The 1,498-nt window shown below is 29.4% G+C and carries 2 protein-coding genes; both read left to right on the top strand.

Annotated features, from left to right (window positions below; genetic code table 11):
* Positions 1–78 precede the first annotated feature (78 nt).
* Positions 79–363 (top strand): DUF2700 domain-containing protein, encoded by a 285-nt coding sequence (locus tag ACI3VO_RS01525; protein WP_439756213.1) that lies wholly within the window; start codon positions 79–81, stop codon positions 361–363.
* A gap of 43 nt (positions 364–406) precedes the next feature.
* Positions 407–1,399: a LacI family DNA-binding transcriptional regulator gene (locus tag ACI3VO_RS01520; RefSeq protein WP_439756212.1), complete on the top strand. Its 993-nt coding sequence runs from the start codon at positions 407–409 to the stop codon at positions 1,397–1,399.
* Positions 1,400–1,498 lie beyond the last annotated feature (99 nt).

Genomic DNA, 1,498 nt, shown 5'->3' with positions numbered 1-1,498 from the left:
TACTACTATAAAATCATTCGAAAAGAGAATAGATTCAATTGATAAGGATATATAGAGGATTAAAAGGGGAGAGTTAAAATGAAGGACTTTATAATGGCGGCTTTACCTTGGGTTATTATGGGGATTACACTTGCTGTACTTGCAGTTAACTTTTCAAAGAAAGCAAATAATAAAACTAAGGTAGATGTAGAGATAAAGGATTCAGAAGTTGAAGAGGATAATTATATGACTTTAGGAATGTGTTTAGGCATGTGTATTGGATCAGCATTAGGTGCATCTGGAATTATTTCTATTTCATATGGAATTAGTTTTGGTATGCTAATTGGTATGGCGGTAGGATCAACTATAAAAAAACAAAATTAAATATATTTAATTTTTTGTGCACATTTATATAAAGAGAGGGAGCGTGAGAAAAATTAATATTAATGAAATTGCAAAATTAGCTGGAGTTTCTCGTGCCACAGTATCTAGATATTTAAACGATGGATATGTAAGTGAAGAAAAAAGAAAAATAATAGCAAAGGTTATAGAGGAAACTGGATATACACCTTCTGCACAAGCGAGAGTATTACGTACTAAAAAAACTAAATTAATAGGTGTAATAATACCGAAAATAGATTCACAGGCTGTGAGTAGAGAGGTTCTAGGCATAAATGAAACTTTATCAAAATCGGGATATCAAATTATCCTTGCCGACACATTTAACGATGAGCATAAGGAGCTAGAATACCTAAAGATTTTTCAAAATAATCAAGTAGACGGAATTATTTTGATAGCGACAGTATTTACAAATCAACATAAGAAGCTACTAAAAAAATTAAATATTCCAGTAGTAATAGTTGGACAATATTTAAAAGGATATTCATGTATATATAACGATGATTATAATGCGGCTAGGGACATAACTAAAGTTTTAATCGGAAAAGACAGAAAAAAAACAGGCTATATAGGTGTTAATCCAAATGATGAAGCAGCGGGAAAAGCTAGATATCAAGGATATGTAGATGCACTAAAGGAAAATTCGATTGAAGTGGATGAAGAATTGATGAAAATAGCAAAATTTAGCTTAGATGATGGATATTTAAAAGCAAAAGAACTTATTGAGAAAAATCCTGCTATAGACTCATTATTTTGTGCAACGGATAATATTGCTATCGGAGCGATGCAATATCTAAAGGAATGTGGTAAAAAAATTCCAGAGGATATATCTATAGTTGGGTTTGGACATACAAATATATCTAAATTAGTGGATCCTAAATTAACTACAGTACACTTTCATTACAAAACATCAGGAATAGAAGCTGCAAATATAATTGTAAATATGATTGAAAATCAAGATAAAATTATAAGAGATGTGAAAATGGGATATGAAATAATTGTTCAAGAATCAACTAATTAAATATTAAAAAGGTACTTATTCTTAGTGAGTGAGTATCTTTTTATTTTATAACACATAGGAAATTATATTCATTTTTAAATTTTAGATAAATATAATTTC

It is taken from the genome of Intestinibacter sp. (assembly GCF_051866655.1).
Lineage (GTDB): Bacteria > Bacillota > Clostridia > Peptostreptococcales > Peptostreptococcaceae > Intestinibacter.
The sequence above is the reverse complement of the archived record's forward strand: the minus strand, read 5'-3'. Positions and strand labels throughout refer to the sequence as shown.

Coding starts and splice junctions, on each gene's coding strand:
- ACI3VO_RS01525 (WP_439756213.1), top strand. CDS start 79: ATGAAGGACTTTATAATGGCGGCTTTACCTTGGGTTATTATGGGGATT.